17 protein-coding genes are annotated in these 19,937 nt (G+C 36.7%); 5 read left to right on the forward strand and 12 right to left on the reverse strand.

Annotation, left to right across the window (positions count from 1 at the left end; all coding sequences use genetic code 11):
• The first annotated feature begins 92 nt into the window (after window positions 1-92).
• Window positions 93-2,120 (forward strand): NAD(+) synthase, encoded by a 2,028-nt coding sequence (gene nadE, locus ABR854_RS00400; protein ID WP_350263368.1) that lies wholly within the window; start codon window positions 93-95, stop codon window positions 2,118-2,120.
• Window positions 2,121-2,181: 61 nt separating this feature from the next.
• On the opposite strand, the gene ABR854_RS00405 is transcribed toward nadE, so the two are convergent.
• The 7 genes from ABR854_RS00405 to ABR854_RS00435 form a co-directional block, all read right to left on the reverse strand.
• Window positions 2,182-4,437 (reverse strand): DUF7133 domain-containing protein, encoded by a 2,256-nt coding sequence (locus ABR854_RS00405; protein ID WP_350263369.1) that lies wholly within the window; start codon window positions 4,435-4,437, stop codon window positions 2,182-2,184.
• Between the two features lie 204 nt (window positions 4,438-4,641).
• A complete protein-coding gene (locus ABR854_RS00410) occupies window positions 4,642-5,463 on the reverse strand; it encodes a ceramidase domain-containing protein (RefSeq protein WP_350263370.1) in 822 nt (273 codons plus the stop codon).
• A gap of 42 nt (window positions 5,464-5,505) precedes the next feature.
• Window positions 5,506-7,755 (reverse strand): DUF7133 domain-containing protein, encoded by a 2,250-nt coding sequence (locus ABR854_RS00415; protein WP_350263371.1) that lies wholly within the window; start codon window positions 7,753-7,755, stop codon window positions 5,506-5,508.
• 210 nt (window positions 7,756-7,965) lie between these two features.
• Window positions 7,966-8,409, reverse strand: a complete 444-nt coding sequence (gene rplI, locus ABR854_RS00420) for a 50S ribosomal protein L9 (RefSeq protein WP_350263372.1) — start codon at window positions 8,407-8,409, stop codon at window positions 7,966-7,968.
• A gap of 100 nt (window positions 8,410-8,509) precedes the next feature.
• The gene (gene rpsR, locus ABR854_RS00425; RefSeq protein ID WP_188764753.1) at window positions 8,510-8,764 is read right to left on the reverse strand and encodes a 30S ribosomal protein S18; all 255 of its coding nucleotides are present in this window, start codon (window positions 8,762-8,764) and stop codon (window positions 8,510-8,512) included.
• Between the two features lie 16 nt (window positions 8,765-8,780).
• Complete coding sequence (gene rpsF, locus ABR854_RS00430) at window positions 8,781-9,164, reverse strand: 30S ribosomal protein S6 (protein ID WP_188763410.1); 384 nt, start codon at window positions 9,162-9,164, stop codon at window positions 8,781-8,783.
• 136 nt (window positions 9,165-9,300) lie between these two features.
• Entirely contained in the window at window positions 9,301-9,753 is a 453-nt protein-coding gene (locus ABR854_RS00435; RefSeq protein ID WP_350263373.1) for a type I restriction enzyme HsdR N-terminal domain-containing protein, read from the reverse strand.
• 114 nt (window positions 9,754-9,867) lie between these two features.
• Here ABR854_RS00435 and ABR854_RS00440 point away from each other — a divergent pair, with 114 nt between their 5' ends.
• Entirely contained in the window at window positions 9,868-10,641 is a 774-nt protein-coding gene (locus ABR854_RS00440; RefSeq protein ID WP_350263374.1) for an AMP nucleosidase, read from the forward strand.
• Window positions 10,642-10,822: 181 nt separating this feature from the next.
• Here ABR854_RS00440 and ABR854_RS00445 read toward each other — a convergent pair whose 3' ends face one another.
• The 4 genes from ABR854_RS00445 to ABR854_RS00460 all read right to left on the reverse strand — a co-directional run bounded on the left by ABR854_RS00445 (window position 10,823) and on the right by ABR854_RS00460 (window position 16,025).
• The gene (locus ABR854_RS00445) at window positions 10,823-11,170 is read right to left on the reverse strand and encodes a LytR/AlgR family response regulator transcription factor (RefSeq protein WP_350263375.1); all 348 of its coding nucleotides are present in this window, start codon (window positions 11,168-11,170) and stop codon (window positions 10,823-10,825) included.
• A gap of 144 nt (window positions 11,171-11,314) precedes the next feature.
• Entirely contained in the window at window positions 11,315-13,261 is a 1,947-nt protein-coding gene (locus ABR854_RS00450) for a histidine kinase (RefSeq protein WP_350263376.1), read from the reverse strand.
• Window positions 13,262-13,265: 4 nt separating this feature from the next.
• Entirely contained in the window at window positions 13,266-15,173 is a 1,908-nt protein-coding gene (locus ABR854_RS00455; RefSeq protein WP_350263377.1) for a histidine kinase, read from the reverse strand.
• Window positions 15,174-15,281: 108 nt separating this feature from the next.
• On the reverse strand, window positions 15,282-16,025 hold the full coding sequence (locus ABR854_RS00460) for a LytR/AlgR family response regulator transcription factor (RefSeq protein WP_350263378.1): 744 nt from the start codon (window positions 16,023-16,025) through the stop codon (window positions 15,282-15,284).
• A gap of 322 nt (window positions 16,026-16,347) precedes the next feature.
• Between ABR854_RS00460 and ABR854_RS00465 the strand changes: the two genes are divergently transcribed.
• A complete protein-coding gene (locus ABR854_RS00465; protein WP_350263379.1) occupies window positions 16,348-17,631 on the forward strand; it encodes a citrate synthase in 1,284 nt (427 codons plus the stop codon).
• 274 nt (window positions 17,632-17,905) lie between these two features.
• Here the strand turns inward: ABR854_RS00465 and ABR854_RS00470 are convergent, their stop codons facing one another.
• Complete coding sequence (locus ABR854_RS00470; protein WP_350263380.1) at window positions 17,906-18,493, reverse strand: riboflavin synthase; 588 nt, start codon at window positions 18,491-18,493, stop codon at window positions 17,906-17,908.
• A gap of 127 nt (window positions 18,494-18,620) precedes the next feature.
• Between ABR854_RS00470 and ABR854_RS00475 the strand changes: the two genes are divergently transcribed.
• Both ABR854_RS00475 and tnpA read left to right on the forward strand, forming a co-directional pair.
• The gene (locus ABR854_RS00475) at window positions 18,621-19,211 is read left to right on the forward strand and encodes a DUF1684 domain-containing protein (protein ID WP_350263381.1); all 591 of its coding nucleotides are present in this window, start codon (window positions 18,621-18,623) and stop codon (window positions 19,209-19,211) included.
• A 176-nt stretch (window positions 19,212-19,387) separates the two neighbouring features.
• Window positions 19,388-19,825 (forward strand): IS200/IS605 family transposase, encoded by a 438-nt coding sequence (tnpA, locus tag ABR854_RS00480; protein ID WP_350263382.1) that lies wholly within the window; start codon window positions 19,388-19,390, stop codon window positions 19,823-19,825.
• Window positions 19,826-19,937: the final 112 nt, after the last annotated feature.

The following is a 19,937-nucleotide window of genomic DNA, read 5'->3' on the forward strand; positions in this document are numbered from 1 at the left end:
AACATAGACATAAAATATAGAAATAAGAATACAAAGATAGCAATTTAACCTTATCCGTGACACGCACAGCGTGCCACGGGGCTCAACAAATAATGAAACTCATAAAAGTAGCAGCAGGTACGCTCAACCAAACGCCTTTGGCTTGGGAGCAGAACCAAAAAAATATTATTGATTGTATCAAAGAAGCCGATAAACAGGATATTAGCTTGTTATGTCTGCCCGAGTTGTGCATTACTGGCTATGGCTGCGAAGATGCCTTTTACTCATGGGATTTGGTCGAACAAGCCAAAGAAAGTCTTCTCGAAATCGTGCAGCACACTTCAGGAATGATTGTCTCGGTAGGTTTGCCGATTCGTTTCAACAACAAAATTTATAACACGGCTTGCCTGATTGCCAATAAAAAAATCTTGGGTTTTGTCTGCAAACAACATTTGCCTAACTACGGAGTATTTTACGAAGACCGTTGGTTTCATCGTTGGCAGGCTGGCGTGCGAGATGAAATCGAAATTGATGAGTTCAAATATCCAATCGGAGATTTAGTTTTTGAATTGAGTGGTGTTCGCATTGGTTTCGAGATTTGTGAAGATGCCTGGGTAGCTAACCGTCCAGGTCGGACGATGTTCGATAGGGGAGTAGATATTATTCTGAACCCAAGTGCGAGTCCGTTTTCGTTTTCAAAATTCGTAACCCGTGAGCGTTTCGTTATCGACGGAAGTCGCTCATTTTCATGTAGTTATATCTATACAAACTTACTTGGTAACGAATCGGGTCGCTTAATTTTTGATGGCGATGCCATGATTGCTTCTGACGGAAATCTCTTGGTTTCTTCGCCACGTTTCGGTTATGCCGATTTTTATGTAACCAGTGCTGTTATTGATGTAGAAGCTCCGAAAGTTAATCATTCACAAGTAAAATCGCCAATTACACAAGGAAACTGGAAAGTTCAAAGCTTATTTGATTTTCCTGAAATAAAACCAGTTGCTCTGCAAACCGCCGAACTCGAAAAATTTGAGCGAGGTGGATTTCTGAAAGAAGAAGAATTTGCTCGTGCCGTAAGTTTGGCATTGTTCGATTATCTCCGTAAATCTCGTTCGCAAGGTTTCACGGTTTCGCTGTCGGGTGGAGCAGATTCTTGTGCGTGCGTAGCCTTGTGTGGCTTGATGATTCGCTTGGCCGATGAAAGTATTGGTTTAGAGGCTTTCAAGAAAAAACTTTCGTTCATTAAGAAAATACAGGATTGCACAACGGTCGAGGAAATTGCCGAAAAAATGATTCACAGCATTTATCAAGGCACAGAAAATAGTTCGAGCGATACTTATGAATCGGCTGAAAGTTTGGCAAAAAATATCGGTGCAACTTTCTACAATGTTAATATCAATGGACTTGTTGAAACTTACAAGGATTTAATCGAGCAACAAATCGGACGAAATCTTACGTGGGAAACTGACGATTTACCACTCCAAAACATTCAAGCTCGTGTGCGGGCCCCAAGCGTTTGGTTGCTCACAAACTTGCACAACCATTTATTGATTGCCACCTCAAACCGTTCAGAAGTGGCTGTTGGCTATTGCACGATGGACGGTGATACGGCAGGAAGTATTAATCCGATTGCAGGAATTGATAAGTTTTGGCTCAAAAAATGGTTAGTTTGGCTCGAAACTGTTGGTTGTGATGTAAAAGGAAAGCACATTAAGATTGAAGGTTTGAAGAAAGTAAATAACCTTCAACCAACAGCCGAACTTCGTCCGTTGGAGACAAAACAAACCGATGAGAAAGATTTGATGCCTTATGAAGTGCTAAACTCAATTGAGGGTGTGGCTATCCGAGACAAAAAGCCACCGTTGGAGTGTTTGTTATTTATGGAAGCTCAATATGCAGGTCGATACGACCAAGCAACTTTAGCCAATTGGGTAGAAAAATTCTTTAGAATGTGGAGCCGAAATCAATGGAAGCGTGAGCGTTATGCACCAAGCTTTCACTTAGATAGCTACAATCTCGACCCACGTGGCTGGTGCCGATTCCCGATTTTATCAGGTGGATTTGAAAAAGAACTGGCTGATATGCGAGAATATCTCGAAAAAGGGGACCGCCGAAAATCAAGGGGAAGAATTGGGTTTTGATACCTTTTTTGATAGTCAGAATCGTAGTAAACTGATTGCTACGATTCTGACTATTGTAGTTTTATTGACTTGGAGGGATAGAAAGTTGTTCTAATTCTTCGATTGTCCAAGGGTCAGTTTTGCTTGTGTGTTGTTCTCTGATTTTCTTCACATCAGCTACCTGCACAACCGCCGATTGTCGTCCTTTGCCAACTCGTACTGAAGTACCAACAAATTCGTAGCGAATATAGCTAACCACAGCCGCAACCCATTCATCAGAATTATCATTCATGGCAAGCATTACACTCGGATAGTTCTTACCTTCTATTGGCCCTTTCAAGCCATTCATTAAAATTCTTATCGCAATGTCTTTATCTGCATTAAGGTGCTTTGCTCCTCTCAATGCTGGAGCTGCATTCGTTGGTAAGCCTTTTCCATCTGCACCATGGCAAGCCGAACAAATAGATTTATAAATTTCGCCACCTGATAATATTAGTTTGCGTTCGGAAGGACTAAAGCCAGCGAGTTTTATACCATAAATTTTTGCATCCTCATTTTTGTCAATACTCTTTTTTACGCTCGTAATCATTTGATTATTGGCATTTTGACTCAAAATTTCTTGCACAATTTGTTTAGCCAATGCACTTTTATTTGAACCCAATGATAGCAAAATTTGCGTTTTTACATCATAATTTTCGTCGTTAGTCATTTTGCCAATAGTGGCTATCATGGCTTGGTCGTTTTGTTTTAAATAGATTTCCGAAATCCAGATGGCTGTTTTTCTTACTTGTGGGTCGGCATCTTTTAAGGCCGTATAAATAGTCGGTTTATCAATACCATTTAAGCCTTCGAGCGTCCATAGAGCGTGAATTCTTCCGAGTGCTGATGTATTATTTTTGCCCAAAGCCATTGCTTTTAATGTAGGAATTACCGTCTTATCTCCCAAAATAATGAGTTGTTTTTGTGCATTATCTCTCCACCAGCCATTAGGATGGTCTAAATACGTCAATAAAGATTTTGCTGGAACATCCAACATTTTAGGCTGAGGCCCACGTTTAAAATCATCGTGTACTAAACGCCATATTCTACCTCGTTGATTGACCTTTGCAATGCCATAATAGTCGATTTTATTTCTGAGGAAAGACCCTTTCGGTGTCCAATTCGATTCTTGAATAATACCTCGGTTCATATCAACAATATACAAACATCCATCTGGACCAGTATAAGTATTTGTTGGACGGAAATAAAAATCAGTACTGGCAATAAATTCTTTTTTGTCGTAAGCGTTTTCGAGTTGGGTTTTACCTTGATTATTAATGACCTTCGCACGGCGAATGATACGAGCCACTGGTTCGTTGATGAGATAATCGCCCACCAAATCGGTAGGAAGGCGGTCGCCTCTAAAAATAGATTGTCCGTTGGCGGCTGTAAAGTGATTTAATGTACTATCTGGATTTAAGCGAGGCTTGCCTCCTTGTACATCGGGAGTAGAAATTATTGGCCAAATACGGTTGAATTTTTCTTCACTATACGCATCTGAGAATTCTAATTGGCCATATTTGGGATTGATTTGAAAACCAGAACCTGCATTTTCGCCACCTGCACGACTAAAAAATAGTCTTCCGTAATTATCGTGCGTAAGTCCCCATTGACCATTCGAGCCACTTGGCATAGAATCGGGCTTTAACACACCATTTACATATCGGAAACGAACGGCATCATAAGTCTGATAAATATAATTATCAAGATTCCAGTCTAAGCCGCTTCTTTGATGTTCCAGATTTCCGCCTGCTACTTTTCCTAAAATATAGGCAGGTTTCTTTACATCAGCTATGCCATCGCCATTCGTATCTTTATAGCTGTAAATATCATAAGTATCGGTTTCATTTACCAAAAGTTCGTGATTAACGCACAAAATCATCCGTGGTAAAAGTAAGTCTTTGATAAAAACAGAACTTTTATCCATTTTTCCATCATTATCGGTATCTTCTAAAAGCATTACCCGACTTCTTTTTTCTTTTGTGCCTGTACCATCAGCGTCTTGCGTGTAGGTTTCCATTTGAGCCACGTACATTCTGGCGTTACCATCCCATGCAATTGCTACTGGTTCTTTTATCATTGGTTCGCTGGCGACTAACTCCATGTGATAGCCCTCAGGAACATGAAATGCCAAGCGGCTTTGTTCTGGCGTAAGAACGGCGGGAGTGAGTGATTGAAGGCTATCAATTTTTGAGAATTGAATGTTACCATGAAATGTCTCCGAAAATTGCTGATTCTTGGCAAAGTACGTAAGTCCGAAGAAGGCCAATAGTCCGAATAGTAAGTAATTAAGTTTCATGAGTCAAAGGCTGAATAGATGAGGAATTGTATAATAGATGGATGAATATTTGGTATATTTCTAAGACAAATATAGACAAAATTATACGATAAGATTAGACTGCTCTATTAAATTTATGGACTAATTTATCAGATATTTTCCAATCAATGATGGGCATCAATAATTTTGGGAAAAACCTCAACTTTAATATTAAATGAAGTGATTTTAGACTTTGGAGAATCTGAAAAATGCGTAGCTGCAAAAACTGCTAATCGCAGTAAGTAAATGCCAAATGGCATGACTTTGATAAAATGAGTGTGGGTCGCAGTTGATTTTCTGCACATCTAAAGTTCGAATCTTAACAGCCAAAAACATGAGGATAAAACCTGAAATCGCTAAAATAAAGGATTTATGTTTTCGGAATTGAAAATAGTGGATGCCGATGCTTATAAGTAATAGTAAAATCATGGCAGGTAATAATTTACTGCTTGAAATCATGAGTGAAATCGGCAGAAAAGCAACGATGACTACCAATAAACCACCAACCCAAAGTTTTTTTGTGGTTGCTGAAAAGTCAAATTTATACAAAAGATGATAAAAACCAATACCCAATAAGGTGATAGAGATGCTGTAAGTGCCGTTCATATCAACTCTTTGCCCTAAATACGTAAGCGAAGCATGAAAAAATGCACTTCCAAAACTTAAATAAATAAAGCAAACACCCATCAAAGCCGATAATAACGGAAATTTTTCAAGTCTATTTTGCGTGAAGTCGGTCTTGTTATTGAAATCATGGTTTGCAATTTGCAGAAGCAAAATTCCAAAAAAGAAATACGCCAAATTAGAATAAGTATTCATCGACTGATGAAAAAACTTTTCTGTATCATTAAACTCACAATATTCGACTGTCAGGGCTGATTTACTAATCGTCATTCCATTCCAAACGCTTCCACTCAGCCAAGTATTTAAGCATGCCCAAACCACTATCATTCCGAGCGTAAAAATGAGAGCATTTGCCAGAAATCGAACAAATATTGGTTTGGGCATGAGGAGTATTTTTTAGGACAAATTTCGACTACTAAACAAAAATTAATTCTCAAAATCAGTTTCGAGTAATTGTTTTTCGTTGAATAATCCATCGCCCGCAGGCTTTTTATTCCTTAATTTTTTGATGTCGCTTGCCGAAATATTTTTCCCTTCTTTTGCCAAGGCATTTTGCGTGTATCTGATAATATCGGCGATGTCTTCATCACTTAAATCCTTATTATTAGCCAATCCCGGCATTTCGTTATTGAGCTGGTATAATTTCCCGTTTACTGTGATTGGGCCGCTCAGACCATGCAAAATAATTGCTGCCAAGCGTTTCATTGAGCCATCAATATATTCTGAACCCTTCAATGGAGGAGCTAAATCCTGAATACCTTTTCCATCCGCTCCGTGGCAGGAGGCACAAATCGAACGGAATAATTGTAAACCTTTGGTTCGGTTATCTACTGCATTTTTTTCTTTAACAAAAATAGGGTTTGGTTCTTTTTTTTCGGTGTTTTTGATGGCTATTGTCAAATTATTTTTCAACACAGCACTTGGGTTTTGGGTATCAATATATACCTGCTCTTTTCCTGAAAGACTACTCACAATTGCTTCTTGAATGACTCGTTTATCGGAATACTTTTTCTCAATTTGTGCGAGTATTGGTAAAAAACTATTATCGCCTATTTTGAGCCAAGAGTTCAACGAAAATGCCAAATAAAGGTCAATCATTTCGTTGTTTTGGGCCAAAAGTTGAGTACTGATAGTTTTCATTTTTGCAGCAGTTTGTGCTGTTGCAAAACGTTCCGAAAGTCCCAAAGCATGAGCAATTGTTTCTGCTTGTTTTGATTTTGTTAAAACGTCAGAAACAATTCCGAAAGTCAAGGCATTCATACCATCTAACACATAAAGTGCATGAATAGCCGTCGAATATTCATTAGTAATTTGAGTAAGAGCAACCAAATCTTTGACGATTGTGTTGTCTTTTTTCTGAATCAATATCTGTTGAACTCTATCTCTTACCCAGCCATTTGGATGGCTTAATAACGCAACCAAATCTTTAGAAGTAGCCTTTGCAAAGTCAGGAATTGAATGCAGTTTAGTGGTTTTATTGACCACTTTCAAGATACGCCCAGCGTTTTGCAAAGTATCTAATTTCTTATTTGCCAACTGTTCGGCAAGATATTGAGAAATATACGCTTTGTGTTGAATAATACCTCGGTGCATATCTACGATATACATTGCACCATCTGGCCCATTAAACAAGTTGACAGGGCGGAAGCCTTCGTCGGTTGATGCAATAAACTCTTTGCCATCAATTGCTTGATTAGCAGCAGTTTGAGTATTACTAAAGTTTAAAGTATTCCGCTTAATAAGGTTAGCTTCTGGCACACAAACAAAGGCATTTTGATTGTAAGCACTCGGAAAAGCCCCACCTCTATAAATCAATGGTCCGCACGAAGCCGTTACTTCTGTCAAGTACCCTCGTGCATCTAAAACGCCTTTTTGGTAGCCACGATTGACCGAAGTTGCATGAATCGGATATACTTTATTTGATGTAAGGCGTTGTGCTTCCGAAGCCGAAGGTTTGAAAAACTTATTTCTAATGGCTTTATTGGGTAAAACATAATCGCCTTGTAGCTGCACACTGTTATTATTGTAGTAGAGTCGTCCGAAGTTGTCTTTCGTGATACCCCATTGCCCACGATACGAAGTTGGTTCTTTTATCCATTTTCCATTGCGTAGCTGATACCTAAAATTATAATTGGCGTTATAAATCCAGTTGTCAACGTTCATCATTAAGCCATTTGAGGTGTGTTCCACATTGCCTCCTTCGGCATAAATTGGGTCAACGAGTGTTTTTTTGCCGGGCTTGTCATTTTTGATTTCAACAAACCAAAGTTTTGGGCCATCGGTGTATAAAAGCCCACCATAGACATGAGCCAAAGCACGTGGCAATGTAAGTTTATCAAGAAATGTTTTCGAGTGGTCAATCACACCATCTTTATCTCTATCTTCTAAAATCGAAATTCTGCCGTTTGGTTCATCTTCACCGATACCTTCCAGATTGGGCATGTATCCAATCATTTCTACGACCCACATTCTTCCTTTATTATCAAAGTCCATACTTACGGGAGCTTTAAAGAGTTTTTCGGAAGCAATCACGCTCAGCTCAAAGCCATCTTCAATCTGGTAGCCTTCAAGCGAAATTTTCGGTTCGTTAAAGTCAATAAACTTAAAGCCCGCAATAGTAATAGAAAGAGTTAATAATAAGCCAAATACGATTCTAAATGGTCTTGTTGTTGTCATTTTTATTAGGGTTTTTAATTGAAAAAACATTTAGTTCATGAAAAAGTTTTTCATGCTCACACCTTTTTTCAAGGATTATGCAATTTACAATTTTTTAAAGCTTTTTGTTTAAGCTTATTGTGGAAGTGATTTGTTTTGGCAAAAAAATGCACAAAAAAAGCGTACATTTCATCAGAAATGCACGCTTTTTATATCTCAAAACACTAAGTCTTATGCTTCAGCTACTACGCTAACTGCAACTTTGTGTTTAACTTCTTTGTGAAGGTCAAGGATTGCTGAGAAATCACCAACGAATTTCACATCATCCATCGTAATTTTCTTACGGTCGATGTCAAATCCTTTTTCTTTCAAGTAATCAGAAACTTGAGTGTTAGTCACACGTCCGAAGATTTTACCGCTTTCGCCAGTTTTCATCGGAATCGTGATTACCATGTCACCAATTTCTTCTGCCATTGTCAAAGCAGCAGTTTTGATTTTTTCTGCTTTGTGAGCAGCTTGTTTAAGATTTTCAGCTAAAATCTTACGGTTCGACTCAGTAGCTAACTGAGCAAAACCTTGCGGAATTAGATAATTACGACCGTATCCTGGTTTTACAGAAATCAAATCGTTTTTATATCCAAGACCAGCAATATCAGTTTTTAATATTATGTCCATTTTTTTAAAACAAATTAAAAATTAAGAATGTAGAATTGAGAATGCAAGAAACATAAAATTGAGAATTACCTCTCATATCTCATATCTCATATCTCATATCTTATTTAAGTCCGTCAGCTACGAATGGCATCAAAGCTAAGTGTCTTGCACGTTTGATGGCAACTGATACTTTACGTTGGAATTTAAGGCTGTTTCCAGTCAAACGACGAGGAAGGATTTTTCCTTGTTCGTTTACAAACTTCAATAAAAAGTTTGCATCTTTATAATCAACATATTTAATACCTGCTTTTTTGAAGCGGCAATATTTTTTGCGAGCCTGATCTTTTCTATCCACAGGGTCGTTTACGAGTGACATTGCGTTGTTTCTCATCTTAGTTTTCAGTTTCTGCTTCTTTCGGAGCTGTTTCTACATTTTTTCTGCCAATTTGTCCTTTGCTACGGCGGTCGCTGTAATCAATAGCATATTTGTCTAATTTCGTAGTCAAATAACGCATTACACGCTCATCACGTTTGTAGTCAGTTTCCAAAGTTGCTACTGTCGTAGGGGCAGCTTTAAACTGAATTAATTGATAATATCCCGTATTCTTATTCTGGATGCTGTAAGCCAATTTACGAAGTCCCCAATGTTCTTCGTGAACGATTTCTGCACCTGAATCAGTTAATGTTTTTTTGAATTTGTCGACAGCTTCCTTTATCTGAGTTTCAGATAAAACGGGAGTTAGAATGAAAACCGTCTCATACTGGTTTTGAAACATACTAAAACAGTGTTAAATGATAAAATTTATTTTTCTCAAAATGAGGGTGCAAAGGTAAGAAAAATAATATAGAATGTAAAGTGCAGGATTGAAAATTTTAAATTTATTTTCAAGAAACAGTCTGAAAGTCAAGTTTTTAACTATCAACCCCAGACTTTGGGAGGTCTTTCAGTTGTTCATATTTACCAGTTTCAAAGTTGATTTTGAAGCAAAATGTGCTTATTCCGTTGGTAACTACTAAAAAAGGGCATCGCATCGTGAGATTATAACGAGAAGCCTGCTCAATTACAGCCCGATTGATGGGTACATCGGCCGCTTTGCATTCAACCAATAGAAAAGGGTTCCCTTCATTATCAAACACAACAATATCAGTACGTTTTTGTAATTTATTATAAGATAGCCCACCTTCGAGCCGCAAAAGACTTTTTGAGTAGTTGTAATGATTTAATAATAAATTAATGAAATGCTGCCGTACCCACTCTTCGGGTGTAAGCAACAAATATTTCTTGCGAATTGCATCAAAAATATAAGTTTTTCCGTCCGTTTCTTTCATTTTATAAACGTAGCTTGGAAGGTTGAGTTGGTGCATGCTAAAGAAAAGTTTTGGTACGTTGGAACTATTGTTGTAATTTTTGGGTTGGGTACTCTAATATCCTGTAATGAACGTTACAGGATTTCACAACAAATTTATAGCAATTAAATTATGCAGACAAAAGAAGAAATCGTAAAAAACTGGTTGCCTCGCTACACTGGCACTCCGCTCGAAGAATTTAGACCTTATATATTATTGACCAATTTTGGCAATTATGTAGAAATGTTTGCCGAGAAATTCGGAGTAGAAGTAAAAGGTCGTGACCGAGCTATGCAAACTGCATCCGCAGGAAATATCACTATTATCAATTTCGGAATGGGCAGTGCAGTAGCTGCAACCGTGATGGATTTGCTGACGGCCGTGATGCCAAAGGCGGTTCTTTTCTTAGGCAAAGTGGGTGGTTTAAAAAAATCAACCAAACTCGGAGATTTGATATTACCAATTGCAGCTATTAGAGGCGAAGGAACAAGTAATGATTATGCTCGCCCTGAAATTCCAGCGTTGCCATCGTTTCGCTTACAAAGAGCTGTTAGTTCGATGATTAAAAAGCACGAATTAGACTATCAAACTGGCACAGTTTATACAACTAACCGTCGAGTATGGGAACACGATGAGGCTTTCAAAGATTACTTGCGTGAACTTCGTGCAATGGCCATTGATATGGAAACTGCTACGATTTTTATAGTAGGTTTTGTCAATGCTATTCCTCACGGAGCATTATTATTGGTATCTGATAACCCAATGATCCCAGATGGTGTGAAAACCGAAGAAAGTGATAAGAAAGTAACAGGAGCTTTTGTAGAAAGACATTTACAAATCGGAATTGATTCGTTGAACGAATTGGCAAACTCAGGAGAGTCAGTGAAACACTTGAGATTTGAGTAAGTATTAATTAAGAATTATTCAAATGACGACGGGGTCGCCCGTGCGTTTACGAATAAACGCTTGATTATGAGATTCCCAAAATCCAGTAACTAATTTTCCAGTAACCAAAAATAACACATGGAATGATTTGGCATAAGTATTTAGTCGAAATCATACCACGTGTTTAAAAAGAAAGACTTCTTTAGTTATTGAATTTTTTTGCTTGTCGTCTTGAAACAATGATTTTATCGCCAGTTGTTAAAAGTGCAATGTGTTCTTCGCCGTTGCGTTCGATTTGTTGAAGATACTGTAAATTGAGCATAAATTTTCGGTGGACACGAGCAAACTGCCCTTTGGCTATCAATTGGGTTTCATGAATTTTGAGCGTGCGAGAAGAAACTACTTTTTTGCCACATTTTAAATGAAACTCCGTATAGTTTTCGAGACTACTTAAATACACCACTTCTTCGGGGCGGATGCAGGTTTTTCCGTGGTCAAACCAAATGAGTTGAGGGTCGCAAAAGTTCGGTTTTGTAAAGAAAGTTTTCATGGCTTTTTGGTTTGTAATTGATACAGCAAAGTTGCCAAGAAAGAAATTATGATGGTAGTTGCATTTAGTATTTGGTAGGTTTGGTGGATATTTGGTAGGTTTGAGTTATTATTTGGCGGTACTTTTTTTTATTGAGTGGTATTTTTACGCTATCGGAATACGTATAACTACCTTAGTACCTTCCGCTGTTTTTTTCTTCGATATTTTATCTTCAATCTGGACATCAATCATATAATCATTGGTTTTACTCAGTAAATCAATGCGTTCTTCATTGATACTCATGCCCATTGACTGATGTTTAGGCGTATTTTTCTTCAATAAAGAGGCTTTTTCTCGTCCGATTCCGTTATCTTCAATTTCAATTTTTATAAATACTGAGTTTTCGTTTTGTACTTTTAAAGTCAAAATCCTGAAACCATCTTTATTCATTAGCCCGTGTTTGATAGCGTTTTCGATGTAAGGCTGCAAAAGCATTGGCGGAATCATTATTTCATCAGTCTTTATCTTTGGGTCAAACTCAAAATTAAATAAAAAGTTTTCTTCAAAACGACGTTTTTCAAGACTGATGTAGAGCAGCATGATTTCGAGTTCGTCTTTTAGTGTAATTAATTGTTCTTTAGAATATTGTAGTGTTGCCCGCATGAGTGTCGAAAAATCGGTCAGATATTCTGATGCCTCGGTTGGGCGGTGCGTCAGAATATAACTTTTGATAGAGTTTAGACTATTAAAAACAAAATGCGGGTTTATTTGAGAGCGTAACGTTCGCAACTCCGATTCCATGATTGATTTTTGTAGTGATTTTTGCTCTTTCTGCACATTATAACTTCTGATTCCGATAGCTACCGAGAAAAAGAAAATTTCGAGCAATGTACCAGCTGCAAACAAAAGACTTGGGTCGATTCGGAGCAGCACCAGTTGAGATTTATCGAAATAGTGCGTCAGAAAACCCGCTAAGCCGCCAATCATTAGAAATGTACTACCGATTTGGATATTCCGAGCTACTCGCCCTTTTGCTCTAAATATCATAAACAAAAGAACGATATTAAGTACAGGGAAAATATCCTGAAAAAACCAGTACATTTCTGTACTCCAATCCAGACGTTTAAGTACGAATAAAACAAAAATATCTCCCAACAAAAAGATTGATAAACTGATAATTACCCAACGGAAAATCTTTGCAAGTAATGGAAAATGGTTTTTGAGTTCGAGAAATTCAAAAATGAATAGAAAGTAAAAAATATGCGTCAGCAAAACATAAATATTACTGTTTCCTGTAAACTTTAAAAACTGTAATTGGTTGAAAATCAGATGAATGTACGGCGAATGTTCATATTCCCAAAGATTAAAAAGTCCGATTGAAATAGTATAAGCAGCATAGTAGAGATAGTAAACTTGGCGGTCGAGCAGATAAAACATAAATACAAACAAGGCCACAAAAAGCAAAACCGAAATCAGAAACCCGTAAGCAATCAGATAAATGTATTCGTTATAAAAAGCATTAAGTTTGTGCAGATTTGCCGTTGCCCGATTACACAAAACTATTTGAATCGAAAAGTCTTCTCGTGGATAATCATTGATTTTTGCATAAAATTGATTCTTACTTTTGGGTAGAAAACGCACAGGAATATACTGGTCATCGGAACGAAATGGGCGTTGATTTTTACTGAATTTTTCTTGTGCTTCACTAATTTTTATGAGTTTATTTTGCCGTACAATATATAATAATGTAGCTTGATGAAAACCTGTGGTGAGCAGTAAATCAAGTGTATCATTACTTAAATTTTCAACCTCAAATCTAAGCCAATAATTATATTTATAGCCTTTTATCAGGCTTTTTTGAATGGAAAAATTAGTTAATCGTCGAAATTTTTGTTGCGGAATTTCTTGTAATGTCATATTTGCTGATGAATCAACAAAAAGCGATGCTTCTGAAGAAAAATGAACAAAAGCATCTTTTTTGAGCTGCCCTCGTAATTGTATTTGTGAAAACCCAGATAAACAATTAAAAAGTATATACAAGAGCGTGCAGAAGATTCGGAATGAAACTTCTTTGCTGAATAGCCACTGAATATGATACTTTAAGTGTTTCAAAATCTCAAATTGGTAAATTAATTTCTACGGTTGTTCCTTCCGAAATTCCCTTGTTTGAATTTTTATCAATGATTTTTATCGAAATATGCAAGTCGTTGGTTACTCCCAAAAGCTGTACTCGTTCATCATTGATACTCATACCCATTGACTGGTGTTTAAGCGTATTTTTTCGCTGTAACGATGCTTGTTCTCGCCCAATTCCATTATCATCAATTGTTATTAAAAGTTCTTCTTTCGTTTTTTGTTTAATGCTTAAATTCAATATTCTGTCGTCGTTTTTGCTCATCAATCCATGTTTGATAGCATTTTCGAGATAGGGCTGAAAAAGCATTGGCGGAATCAGTATTTCATCGGTATCAATGCTTTCGTCTATTGAAAAATTAAAAGTAAATCCATTTTCAAAACGGAGATTTTCGAGCTTTACGTAGAGTAAAGTCGTTTCGAGTTCTTCGCTCAATGTTATAAATTTTACTTTTGATTGTTGCAAAATTGCTCGTATTAAAGTCGAAAAATCGGTCAAATATTCTGAGGCTTCGAGTTGGCGGTCTTTCAGAATATAGGCTTTAATCGAATTGAGACTATTGAAAATAAAATGGGGATTAATTTGTGAGCGTAAAGTTCGTAATTCTGATTCTTTGATTGAGCGAATTAGTTGATTGCGATTACGTTGTGAAAGCCAAGTTTTGTAGGCCAGAGCCATCGAAAAACAAAAAATTTCAACTAAAACGGCATAATTTAGGCCAAAACTCGGAGCGAGTCGCATCAAAACATTATCCGATGGCTTGATTTGCAAAAGTTGCTCCAGAAAACCAATCAAAGCTCCGAAAAGCAGCACCGTACTCCCGATTTGAATGTAGCGAATAAAAGGCCCTTTAAGCCTGTAAAGCTGAATTGTGCCATATATGCCAAAAATGGCAATAATTGGTTGAGTGGCAATCCAGAGTAGGCCACCCAGGGAGTAATTTTGTAAGATAAAATTAATGAAAGTGTCAATAATCAATAAGCCAACGAGTACTTTGATATAAAAGACCAAAACTCTGCTAAACTTTGGGGCAATTTTGGGCAAATCAAGAAATTCGTAGTGAAATAAATAATAAAAAATATTGGTAATTAGTAAATAAGTATTGTTGTTGGCAGAAAACTTTAAGATGGGTAAGTGACTGAAAATCAATTGAATATAAGGCGAATGTTCGACTGCCCAAAAAGCAAAAAGCACTAAAAAAAATAAATAAAAGCCGTAGTATAGATAGTAGCGTTTTCGCTCAACAAAAAACATAATGAACATATAAGTTGCCACAAAAAGCAAAATTGATATGTATATACCATCATGCACAAAGTAAATGTATTCATCATCAAATGCCCTTATTTTATCTTCATATTCGGCGGCATAGCTTACCAGTTTGGGGGTAAGTTTGAAATAAAGCTGAGGATGCTCCGTAACTTTCACCAGCAGCTCATAACTTTGTTTTGGCTCAAATTTCAAGGGCAAATAGGATTCATCAAATTTATAAGGACGCTCGTTCGGACGTAAGGTTTGATTCGTCGATTGGAGTTTGGTGTAATTCTTTCCAACTTTTCTGAACACATCAACACTTTTATGTACGCCGGTTGTAAATAAAGCATCAATGATGCTGTCAGTAGGATTATTAACCGTAAATTTTAACCAAAAATTGTAGCGATAATATTCGGTAGAAAGCTTCTGAAAAGAGAAGGTGTTTAGTGGTTTAAAGTTCTTATTATCAATATTTTGTAATAAAAGTTTACTTGTAGAATCTATGAAAAGTAAAGTATTTGATTGTAAAGAAACCCGACCATTATTATTCAAATTTTGAGAAAGATTTATTGGTACAGTTTTTTGTGCAAAACTGTGATTTAGGCTAAAAAACCAGCAAAATATGAGGAGTTTTCTCAACTGCAAGTAAGTATTAAGTCAAAATTTTACACACTAAATATTTTGTAATTAATTGATAATAAAGCATATAATTCTCAATTCTCAATTCTCAATTCTCAATTCTTATCCCTATCTCACCAAATCCATCAACTTGATTCTATTAGCTCTCGAAACCTGCAATGTTGCTCCGTTATTCATTACCACGTAGCCACCTTCACCTTTGACATATTTCTTTATATAAGCCATATTGACCAAGTACGATTGATGGATTCTGACAAATGGATGATTAGAGAGCAGAGCCTCTAAATCTTTGAGCGTTCGAGAAATCAGAATTTTTTCTTTGTTAGTCATGTAAATTCTTGAATAGTTTCCGTCGGCTTCGGCATAGATAATATCAGTGATTGAAATAAACTCCAGTCCTTCGGGAGTTGGCACAGCCACATTTGGTTTATGGTGAATACCACCTCTCATATTGGCCAAAAGGAGTTCCAAATTTTGCAAATCAACTTGCTTGTGTTGTTTCTGACGAACCTTATCTACGGCCCGAACGAGTTTTTCTTTTGATACGGGTTTTAGTAGATAGTCAATCGCACAAAACTCAAAGGCTGTCAGAGCAAAGGCATCATAAGCCGTACAGAAAATGACCTCAAAATTTATTTTCGGAATTTTTAATAAGAAATCAAAACCATTGATTTGAGGCATGCTGATGTCCAGAAAAATCATATCAGGAATCAACGTTTCAAGTACATTAAGTGCCTTTTCGGCAGATTGGCATTTAGCTAAAACCTTTACATCGGGGCAGTAAGTTTGTAGTTCAATTTCAAGGGAATCTAAGCACCCTTTTTCGTCGTCAATCAGAATGGCGGTTAGCATATTTTTATTTTTTTTTCGAGAAAGTGAAGCTACAAAAAAAAACTGAATTTATAAATATCTATAGAAATTGAGCAAACTTTTTATGCTCGGTTGAAGTTGTATAAGTTATAAAAGTACCTATAATTGCAAAATAGTATAATAATCAGAAAACTGTGTATTAAATTATTGTTGTTATAACAAATATTTTTTGGTGACTGATAGTTTTTGCAGTTTTTTTATTAATATTGTCACCGAATTAACAAAATTATTCATCAGCGAAATTCAATAATACAAACAGGCGGTACTCCGCTGGGCGGCAACCGCATAATCTTAAATGTTTCTTATGGCTGGTACAGCAGAAATAATACTTGACGGTAAATCTTACCAATATCCCACCATCGAGGGTACAGAAGGCGAAAAAGCAATTGACATTGCAAAACTTCGTGACGAGACAGGCTATATTACTATTGATAGCGGTTACAAAAACACAGGTGCTACAAAAAGTGCCATTACGTTTTTGGACGGTGAAAAAGGAATATTGCATTATCGTGGATACTCGATTGAAGACCTTGCTGAAAAGGCTAATTTTTTAGAAGTTGCTTATTTGTTAATCTATGGCGAATTGCCAACTACTGAGCAATACAACAAATTTGAAAACGATATTCGTACGCATACTATTGTGAACGAAGATATGCGTCGAATTTTCAATGGTTTCCCAGTAAATGCACACCCAATGGGCGTTATGTCGTCGTTGGTAAGTGCTATGAGTGGTTTCTACCCAGATTCGTATGATGATAAAGCTCCAGACCGTACTGAGACGCACATCATTCGTTTGTTGGCTAAATTCCCAACTTTGGCTACTTGGTGCTACAAAAAATCGCACGGACACCCGATCAATTATCCAAAAAATTCTTTGGATTATTGCTCAAACTTCTTGCACATGATGTTTTCACTGCCAGTTGAAGACTATCACGTTGACCCAATCGTTTCGGCAGCATTAAATAAATTATTGATTCTTCATGCTGACCACGAACAAAACTGCTCAACTTCGACAGTGCGTTTGGTTGGTTCTTCAAAAGCAAATATTTATTCGTCAATTTCGGCTGGTATTTCGGCACTTTGGGGGCCACTTCATGGTGGAGCAAACCAAGAGGTAATCGAGATGCTTGAAGAAATCAAGGCTGATGGCGGCGATGTAATGAAGTTTGTAAACAAAGCAAAAGATAAAAACTCAGGTTTCCGCTTGATGGGCTTCGGACACCGTGTTTACAAGAACTTCGACCCACGTGCCAGAATCATTAAAAAAGCAGCTGATGATATTTTGGGTAAATTAGGCGTAAACGACCCAGTTCTTGAAATTGCTAAAGGCTTAGAAGAAGCAGCTTTACACGATGATTATTTCGTTTCAAGAAAGTTATATCCAAACGTTGACTTCTACTCTGGTATTATCTACCGTGCGTTGGGTATTCCGACGAATATGTTTACGGTAATGTTTGCTTTGGGGCGTCTTCCAGGCTGGATTGCTCAATGGAAAGAAATGAGAGCTAACAAAGAGCCAATCGGTCGTCCACGTCAGATTTACACTGGTGCTACTGACCGTCCATTTGTGCCAATGGCAGAGCGTTGATTCTGTGATTAGTTATTGTTTGACTGGTTATTAGTATTTGATAATCAATTGATTATGATTTTATATAAAAAATGGGAAGCAGAAATGCTTCCCATTTTTGTGTTTTAATTCTGGGCTAAAATAATTTATTGCCGACGGTACTAAAATGACATCAAAATACGGCTTTAGCCAAATACAAGTTTTGGCTGAAGCCATATTGTCTTCTTTATTGTATTCGTCCGTCAGCTAAAGCAAACGGCAATGAATTTGTATTTTATTAAAGAATACTCGAGATTTATTTCCTCGCCAAAATCTTCTGCATATATTTTCCCAGAATATCAAATTCAAGATTTACTATACTTCCTACACTCAACTGATGGAAATTGGTATGTTCCCAAGTATATGGAATGATAGCCACACTAAAACCATTATCTTTTGAGTTTACAACTGTCAAACTCACGCCATTGACACAAATAGAGCCTTTCTCTACCGTAATATTATTGTTTGCTGCCTCGTACTCAAACGAAATTAACCAGCTTCCATTTTGGTCTTCGATGGCCGTACATACGCCTGTTTGGTCAACGTGACCTTGTACGATATGCCCATCAAATCGGCCATTGGCAGGCATGCAACGCTCTAAATTTACTTTATCACCAAGTTTTAGTTTACCTAAATTTGTCTTTTTGAGGGTTTCATCAATTGCGGTTACTTTATAAAAAGTTGACTCCAACTCAACAACTGTCAAACAAACCCCATTGTGCGATACACTTTGGTCGATTTTTAATTCATGAGCAATGCTTGATTCAAACGTAAAAGTAAGGTTTGTTCCTTCGGTGTGAATATCTACTAATTTGGCCGTAGCCTCTACGATTCCTGTAAACATAATTATCTAATTTTTGAGCTGCGAATAACGGAAATTAAGGTCGGAAAAAGAACAGTTTTTTGCTAAATTTACTAACTTAGCGTAAGGATTAGTTCTATGTATTTAATAACAAACAAATCAAGCAAATATGTTTAAAAACAAAGTTTTTTTAGTAATAATAGTACTCGGGATTATCGGAATTATGTTTTATTCATTGAGTGGGTCAGAAAACTATGCCGATACTGTAAAAAAACAACGTGATACTTTCCTGAAAAATTTGACGAGTGAAGATGATTCTCCGATAGCCTCACTTAAAGATTTTTCGGGAATAAAATATTTTGAAGCTGATAAAAATTTTATCATTGATGCTGAATTTAAGATCGAAAGTGCAGGACAAGGAATGATTTTAATGACTGATAGCTCGCAAACAGAAATTAAAAAAGCAGGAACTGCTACATTTTCTGTCAATGGAAAGACCTTTACTGTAAATGTTTTTGATGAAGGAGAACATTTTTTATTTCCGTTCCGAGATTTAACGAGTGGCAAAGAAACTTACGGCGGCGGCCGCTTTATCAATATTCCAAAAGAAAGTCTAAACGATGATAAATTAGAAATAGACTTCAATAATGCTCATAATTTTTATTGTGCTTATAACGAGAGTTACATCTGTCCAATTCCTCCAAAAGAGAATTTTATTGATGCCGAAATAAGGGCAGGAGAGAAGAAGTATAAAGAGTAAATTTGTCTTTTAGACAGCGATTGAAATCACTGTCTAACAGAACAAAGGAATTGTATTCATATAAATTACGGACTTCAAGTCCGTAACTGAAAATTATTCCTTTGTTCTGTTAGACACCCATTTCAATGGGTGATTTTGATAAAATACAAACAACATTTGCTGTAAATTATAAGAAAATGAAACGGAACTACATTGCGTTGCATATTCATTTGATTTGGACAACTAAAAATCGAGAACCTTTACTGACTAATAAGGTTCGTTATCCTTTACTTGACCATATTCGTGAAAATGCAGTAATTAAAGGCATAAAAATTAGAATAATTAATGGTGTAGAAGACCATTTGCATTGTCTAATAAGTCTTAGTCCAACACAATGTGTGGCAGATGTGATTAAACAAATTAAAGGAGAGTCTTCTCGATGGTTAAACGAACAAAGTTTGCTAAATACACATTTTGAGTGGCAAGATGGTTACGGTGCAATTGCCGTGAGTCCACAATTATTTGGAAAAGTAAATCAATATATTTTCAATCAAGAATCTCATCACGCTTTCAATTCTTTGGAAGATGAATTGAAAATGTTTGAGGAGTATTCGGAGGAGGATGAGTCAGATTAATTTTAGCATAATGTATTCCGTAATTTTTCGGTGATTGAAATCACCGACTGAGGGAACGAAGGATTGATGTCTTATTTTACTTTTCGGACTTAAGTCCGAAAATAATGCAAAG

The sequence above is a fragment of the Emticicia sp. W12TSBA100-4 genome (assembly GCF_040253585.1).
Taxonomy (GTDB): Bacteria; Bacteroidota; Bacteroidia; order Cytophagales; family Spirosomataceae; genus Emticicia.